We start from the raw sequence: 6482 nt of genomic DNA, 5'->3' as shown, positions 1-6482 counted from the left end.
CGGTTGTTCCGATGCCTGAGGTTAACAGCTCGCCGCGAAAGTTAACAGCCCCACCGGGCCTTTTTGAAACCGTCTCTAAATGTGTCTATTGAATCCTGGAAATCCCGGCTCTGCCGCGGCTTTTCGTGACACCTCAATTCGGCCTATCGCAGAGGACGCGCCATTGTTGCGGGTGCGCTTGGTTCACGTGACAGCGCTTGAACGGTTAGGCGACGCCGACAATCTCGACGAAGCGCGATCCCGCTTACGATGCCGCCCGGGCGGCTCGACGGCGCACCCTCGCCCATTCTCATCCGAGACAGTCCAATCGAAATCGCCGTTCAGTGCCTTCGGCGCATCTCGAAGATCGGGCACCAGCCGTTCGCCGCGGCATCGCGACACGCACGGCATCATGCATTCGTTGCGGGCTTTTTCCGCCGCGCTCAGAAACGCGTCGCGATGATCTGGGGTGCCCTCGAGCCCCCCCCGTCCGGCATGCGCCGCAGATGCCCGCTTCTCACGAGGCGGCAATCGGAACGTCGTGGTCGAACAGCACGTCGGCGAGCGATTGCCCCGGCGGCACGAGCAACACGCGTTGCGAGCGCGCGAGCTCGATCCGGAACGCGCCGGCCTCGCCCGAGGCATCGCCGGCATCGGATTCGTCGCCCGCGATCGGCGCGCAAAAGTACTCGCGATGCAGCCGCGCATCGCCGAACGCCGGGCGCGCGATCGCGTCGACGCCGCCATGAATGGCGCCGGCCCGCAGAAGTGCAGATGCGCACGCGCGTTCATCGCGCCGACGATCGCCGCGATCGCGTCGTCCGTTGCGTCCGGCGTCAGTCCCGTGTGCGCCGTCGCGACGTCCGCCAGCCGCGACGCGAGCGTCAGCCGATACGCGGCCGCGCCGTCCGAGCGCACGAAGTAGTGGAATGCGAGCGGCCGCCCCGCGCGAATCAGGCTGTGCACCATCGCGAGCAGCGGCGTCATGCCGATCCCGGCGGCGAGCAGCACGGCCGGGCCGCCGTCCGGCGCAAGCGGGAAATAATTCAGCGGCGCGCCGATCCGCAGCACGTCGCCGACGCGAACCACGTCGTGCATGCGCGGAGCCGCCGCGCGACGCCGGCTCACGCTTGATCGCGATCTCGTACCCGCCGCGCTCGAACGGGTCGTTGCACAGCGAATACTTGCGTGTGAGCCCGTCGCGCAGATGCAGGTCGATATGCACGCCGGCCTCGAACGCCGGCAGCGGAAGGTCCGGCGCGTCGCTGACCGTCGCTGACGAGCCGCAGCAAAATCACGTCGCACGCGACGCGCTCGCGCGCGATCACGCGCACCGCAATCAGATCGTTGCCGATCATCGGAATCACCGTTCAGGAAAACCTACAGCAGCCCGATCAACCGCCATCACAGCGCATTGATCGGAATCACGAACACCACGCCCAGCAGCGCTGGTCGCGATGCAGTATCGGAGCGCCGCGCGTCGGGAGGTGATGCGGATCGTCGGGATGCTCTGGGACGATACCGAAGGCGTGCGGATCGGGATCGTCAACGACAACCAGCCGAACGAGACCTTCCAGATCTTCGAGGACGACGACAGCGCGCATGTCGCGGCATCGCCATTCCGGCTGGGCGAACTGCCGAACATCCGCACCGGAATCGCGACGATCACGACGTCGGCCGATGCGGTCGCGATGTATCGGAAGATGATAGACAGGCTATGGGCGGATGCGGCGAAAGGGGCCGACGGGGCGAAGGTGCTGCGCGACCTGCTTGATCGGGTGTAGCGGCCGGCTTCCGGGATACGCTGCGTTCACAAACGCGCATTCAATCGTTACAGCGGCGCCCCTTTGCCCAGGCGGCGGAATGGGCAGACGCACTATCTTGAGGGGGAGTGCCGACAGGCGTGCGGGTTCAAATCCCGCCCTGTGGGCACCAGGCTTTTTCTCGCGGCCGTCGCTTCGCGATTTTCCTGAAGGCGGCGATGCGCCCTCGTATCAGTCGCCGTCAAACCGGATAACGAACGAATTCCAGGCGAGGTAAGCCGCCCGATCCGCTACGGCTTTCCGGGCATCGGCAGGCGATGCCGGACGTCCGAAATTCGCCGATCCCGGATGCGCGTTAGTCAGTCGCCAATCGCGAATAGAGCGCAAAGTCTCCGGGTACGCCTCGCACCATGCGGTAGGACCGAAGCAAGCCTTCGTATCGGTAACCGCAATTGTGGAGCACGCGGCCCGAACGCGAGTGGGTCTTCAACACCGTGCCTTGAACACGAACAAAACCATACGCGCCGAACGACCAGGCGGTGACGGCGGCGCATACAGCGCTAGCGATCCCTCTTCCCCAATGCGAAGGAGAAAGGTCGTAGGCGATCTCTGCCGTGCGGTTCACATCGGAGACGGTATGGAACCCGATCGTGCCGATCAGTTTCCGGTCGTCATCTCCGATGATCGCCAGGCGCCGGACTGATTGAGCAGACGTCGATTCGAATCCGTCAAACATCGGCATGAGGTCTTCCCGGGATCGCAAGTCCCAGCTCGTATGCTCGAAGACGTGCGGGAGCTTCAGGTACGAATACCAGGCGTCCACATCCGAGCGTTCGAGTTGCCGAAGGGATACCCCTGAGTATCCTGATGGAGGAGCGGCGTCAATTCTCATCATGGAACCTCGGAGAGTCGGCGACTGCGTATTCTATCAGGCCAACCCGTCTCAATCGCGACGCTCGTGTCCGTGCGTCAACGATTGGGGTATCGAGCCGAACGACCGCCCTCGGCCGAAAGGCGAAGCGCGCGCGAGCGCAGCGGGAATCGAGTATTGTGCGAGGAGCGCAGCCAGCTGCCGAGGCCCCGCCCGCTCCGTCGTGCCCGCCGCGACGGCGTCAAAGTCCATGTAGGTGTCCGCCAAGCAGCCGACAGCAGCGAACACGAAGACATCCGACGCCCCCGAGCGCAGCGAAAAGCCTCCCCGAAATCTGAACGAGTCTGGAAGTCTCAGGAGGAGAACATGGAAAAGCCGAATTCGACCGAGGGCCGGTCGGCCTCTGAGCTGATCGACAAAAGAATCGCCGAGCTCGGAGACTGGCGCGGAAAAACCTTGAGCCGAATGCGCAAGCTCATTCGGGAGGCGGCCCCGGACGTCGTGGAGGAATGGAAATGGATGGGCACGCCCGTATGGTCGCACGGCGGAATCATCTGCACCGGCGAGTCTTACAAGTCGATCGTGAAGCTGACCTTCGCCAAGGGGGCATCGCTGGAGGATCCGGCCAAGCTCTTCAACTCAAGCCTCGACGGAAACGTAAGGCGCGCAATCGACATCCATGAGGGCGAGGCGCTGGATGAGCACGCGTTCAAGGCCCTCATCCATGCCGCGATCGCGCTCAATACATCCGGCGGAAAAGCAAAGTCAAAGCGAGCAAAGTAGGCCGCGGGATTCGCGCCCTCTCCGGACCGGGCAGACTCTCCGCGCGCGTCTCATCTCAGCGTGCTGCTCAACTTGCGGACGACCTTGTGAACGAACAGCACCGGCCTGGAGATAGGCGGACGCAGAATCGCATGCTTGCGGACGTACTCGGGCACGTGCCATTCGGCGCGGCTGCCGGCGTGGAACAGCGCGGCGTCGCCCGCCCGCAACGTGCGCGGCTCGTGGCCTTCCGACGTGACGATCACTTCGCCTTCGATCACATGTATGGTTTCGTCGCAGTCGAAGTGCCAGTTGAAACGCCCCGCGGTGCAATCCCAGACCCACATGGATGTCGTCGAGTCGGGACTGCAGGACCACTGACCGCTGCGCGCGACAGGATTCCCTTCGAGAATCCAAGCCGGGTCGATCGGAGAAGGTTGCAATACGACGTCGTCCAATCGTACGGCCTCGAAAACGGGACGGGACATGATCTACCTCTGCTGCGGTTCAATGCGGGAATCAGAAGAAAACACGGCTTTCAGGTACGGCGAGACTATCGCCGGTCGATATCCCTGAACGAACCGGAGGCAGCCATTGTGTAAGAAATCGTCACGCAATCGCAAGAAATAATTGACCGACTTGTAATAAATTAACAAGGCGGGGTTCGAACATGCACGCCGAGCGCCTGCGCGCGAATGTTCTCGTCTGCTAACGATCCGTCTCCGAGCCGGTGTCACGCGGTGCAAAGGCGTCGCAATAGCGGCGGCGCGCGCTCAATGACAGCGGGACGCCCGTTCGTGGCGGAAAGGAGAAGATCCCGCTCGAGCAGCGTGGCCGCCGGAAAACGCCGGCAGCCGAAGCAACTTGATGCTTGGCTTGTGAGCGCCCCTGCCGGCAGACGCCCGCACCGATCACACGCCAGCCGCGCCAAAACAGCAAAAGACGTGAAACGCCGTGCGCGCACGTTGTGCGGGCGGCGTATCGCACGCGATGCCGGAGATCGCGCCGCCGCAGCCGGCGCGCCGTTGCCCCGTCTTTCGCTTCAGCGCGAACCGCGATACGCAAACCTCGATGCCGGCAAGCCTGCATGTCGGGTGTCCGCGACGAACACGCCGCCCGCATGCGGATCGCTCGCCAGCGCGTCGTCGCTGAGACCGACGCGCGCGCTCGTCACGTACAGCCGCCCGCCGCCGTCGAGCGTCACACAGCTCGGCTGCGGCGTCGGTACGGCGATGCGGTCGGTCACGACGCCGCGCGAGTCGTAACGCACGACTCGCGCGCCGCCCCACTGCGCGTTCCACAGGCCGCCGTTCGCATCGATGGTCGAGCCGTCGGGCTCGCCATCCGCGTCGCCCAGTCGCACGAACGATCGCACGCGATCGACGCCGCCGCCCGGCCGGTAGTCGCAGACGTGGATTTCCCGCGTCGGCGAATCGCAGAAGTACATCCTCGATCCGTCCGGAGAAAACGCGATGCCGTTCGCGATCGCGACGGGCGGCAGCGCGAGCCGCTGCACGCTCAAATCCGCATTCAGACGATAGTAGCCGCCGATCGCGCGCGGCGCCCCGCCGCCCTCGTCCTTCGTCCCGAACACGAACGCGCCCGCGCGGTCGCAGCGGCCGTCGTTGAGCCGCGTCGGCAGATCGGGCTCGACGTCGACGATCCGCGTAAACGTACGACGGCGGACGTCGAAGAACGCGAGATGCGACGCGAGGCCGACGAGCAGCACGTCCGGATCGTCGGTGAACGCGAAGCATGCAAGGCGCTCGGGCATCTCCCAGGTTTCGGTCGCCGCGCTGCCGTGCGCGTCGTCTGCGCGGTATCGCCATAGCCGCGCGCCTTCGATGTCGGTCCAATACAGCGCGCGCGTCGCGTCGCACCACGTCGCACCCTCGCCGAGCGCGTTCCGGCAGTCGACCAGCAGCGTGGCGGCGGATTCCGCGTTCTCCGCGTTCTCCGCGTTCTCCGCGTTCTCCGCGTTCTCCGCGTTCTCCGCGTTCTCCGCGTTCTCCGCGTTCGGACGCGACGGTCGATTCGATTGTTCCATGCTGCCTCCAGATATCGTCGTCGTTCTCCGCAGCCGGATGGCTGCAGGCGTCGAGCGCGCGCGAGGCGGGATTTGTCGTTTCCGCTCGGCTGCTCGACTGCTCGCGCCGCCATCCGGCCAGGCGGCAACCGAACGAACCCCACTTGCGTCCTTTCATCCCGGGCGCAGCCGAGCGGCCGTCAGCCCCTCATCGCGCGCCGCTGATTGCGACGATACGGGTCGAACAGCACCGTGAGCAACAGAATGCCGCCGCGTACCAGATATTGGTAAAACACGAGGCGAATGCGCCTGCGCGAACGTGACGATCGGTGCGATTCGCGACGCCGCGCGAGAGATTGACGGCGCGGCGGTCTGACTACGCGTGCGCGGCGCGTGCCGCTGCGAACGGCTCCGGGCGCGCGCGGCAGACGGATGCGACATCGCAGACGTTCGCTCGACTCGCATGCGAGCGCCGCACGCGCACGAACGCGACGATCGGAAGCGGAAGCACCGTTCGATCCCGCGCGCGTCGCGCCGTTCGCCCGACACGGCGTCAGTGATTTCGTCATATCGCCGCCAGCGCGCGCCGGCCCGACCTCACGCGGCGCAAACCGCAAGCCATGCATGGCGACCGCTGTCGTTTCGGCCTCGGCAGGCCCATGCACGGCGACATGCCGATCGACGACATGCGGGACCGCGTTTCCGGATCGCGCTCCGTCGTGCCGGCCCCGCATCGCACGGCGGGAAACGTCGCGCACCGACAAGCGTCGCCACACGCATCCCAATCGCACACCGTTGACGATCGTCAATTTCCCGTGCATTCGTTCGATGAGAATTTTCCAGAGGATCGGTCGATCGCGGCGTGATGCAATGCAATGCGATGCGATGCGATGCGGATACGGATACGGCGCCGGCGCTCATGAGCCCGTGCCGTCCTCGACGCTCCGACTCGCAGCCGCGCGCGCAGCGGATTCGGCGGCTTCGAACGGCGCGCGCCGTTCGCCGTGCGCGCCGGAACCGCGTCGCTCGATCGCCCCACGCAACACGCAACACGCATTCGCATCGCTCGCCGACGCGAACC

At 65.3% G+C, this 6482-nt stretch carries 6 protein-coding genes, 1 tRNA gene and 1 pseudogene; 4 read left to right on the top strand and 4 right to left on the bottom strand.

What is annotated here, in order from left to right; genetic code table 11:
* The first annotated feature begins 753 nt into the window (after nucleotides 1-753).
* The 3 genes and pseudogenes from WS69_RS32965 to WS69_RS32960 all read left to right on the top strand — a co-directional run bounded on the left by WS69_RS32965 (nucleotide 754) and on the right by WS69_RS32960 (nucleotide 1914).
* Nucleotides 754-1113: a hypothetical protein gene (locus WS69_RS32965; RefSeq protein WP_156437945.1), complete on the top strand. Its 360-nt coding sequence runs from the start codon at nucleotides 754-756 to the stop codon at nucleotides 1111-1113.
* Between the two features lie 335 nt (nucleotides 1114-1448).
* Nucleotides 1449-1763 (top strand): annotated as a pseudogene (locus WS69_RS05110) (helix-turn-helix domain-containing protein); the annotation flags it as partial.
* 65 nt (nucleotides 1764-1828) lie between these two features.
* Nucleotides 1829-1914: transfer RNA gene (locus tag WS69_RS32960), tRNA-OTHER, on the top strand.
* 183 nt (nucleotides 1915-2097) lie between these two features.
* On the opposite strand, the gene WS69_RS05105 is transcribed toward WS69_RS32960, so the two are convergent.
* Entirely contained in the window at nucleotides 2098-2634 is a 537-nt protein-coding gene (locus WS69_RS05105) for a GNAT family N-acetyltransferase (protein ID WP_059469726.1), read from the bottom strand.
* A gap of 345 nt (nucleotides 2635-2979) precedes the next feature.
* Here WS69_RS05105 and WS69_RS05095 point away from each other — a divergent pair, with 345 nt between their 5' ends.
* Nucleotides 2980-3396, top strand: a complete 417-nt coding sequence (locus WS69_RS05095) for a DUF1801 domain-containing protein (protein ID WP_059469709.1) — start codon at nucleotides 2980-2982, stop codon at nucleotides 3394-3396.
* A 50-nt stretch (nucleotides 3397-3446) separates the two neighbouring features.
* On the opposite strand, the gene WS69_RS05090 is transcribed toward WS69_RS05095, so the two are convergent.
* From WS69_RS05090 to WS69_RS32955, 3 genes are all read right to left on the bottom strand, one after another.
* Nucleotides 3447-3863: a cupin domain-containing protein gene (locus tag WS69_RS05090; RefSeq protein WP_059469708.1), complete on the bottom strand. Its 417-nt coding sequence runs from the start codon at nucleotides 3861-3863 to the stop codon at nucleotides 3447-3449.
* A gap of 554 nt (nucleotides 3864-4417) precedes the next feature.
* Entirely contained in the window at nucleotides 4418-5422 is a 1005-nt protein-coding gene (locus tag WS69_RS05085; protein ID WP_082715950.1) for an SMP-30/gluconolactonase/LRE family protein, read from the bottom strand.
* A gap of 179 nt (nucleotides 5423-5601) precedes the next feature.
* Nucleotides 5602-6210, bottom strand: a complete 609-nt coding sequence (locus WS69_RS32955; protein WP_156437944.1) for a hypothetical protein — start codon at nucleotides 6208-6210, stop codon at nucleotides 5602-5604.
* Nucleotides 6211-6482 lie beyond the last annotated feature (272 nt).

It is taken from the genome of Burkholderia sp. BDU5 (assembly GCF_001522845.1).
GTDB lineage: Bacteria > Pseudomonadota > Gammaproteobacteria > Burkholderiales > Burkholderiaceae > Burkholderia > Burkholderia mayonis.
Note: the sequence above shows the minus strand (reverse complement) of the source record. Positions and strands in the feature narration are given on the sequence as shown.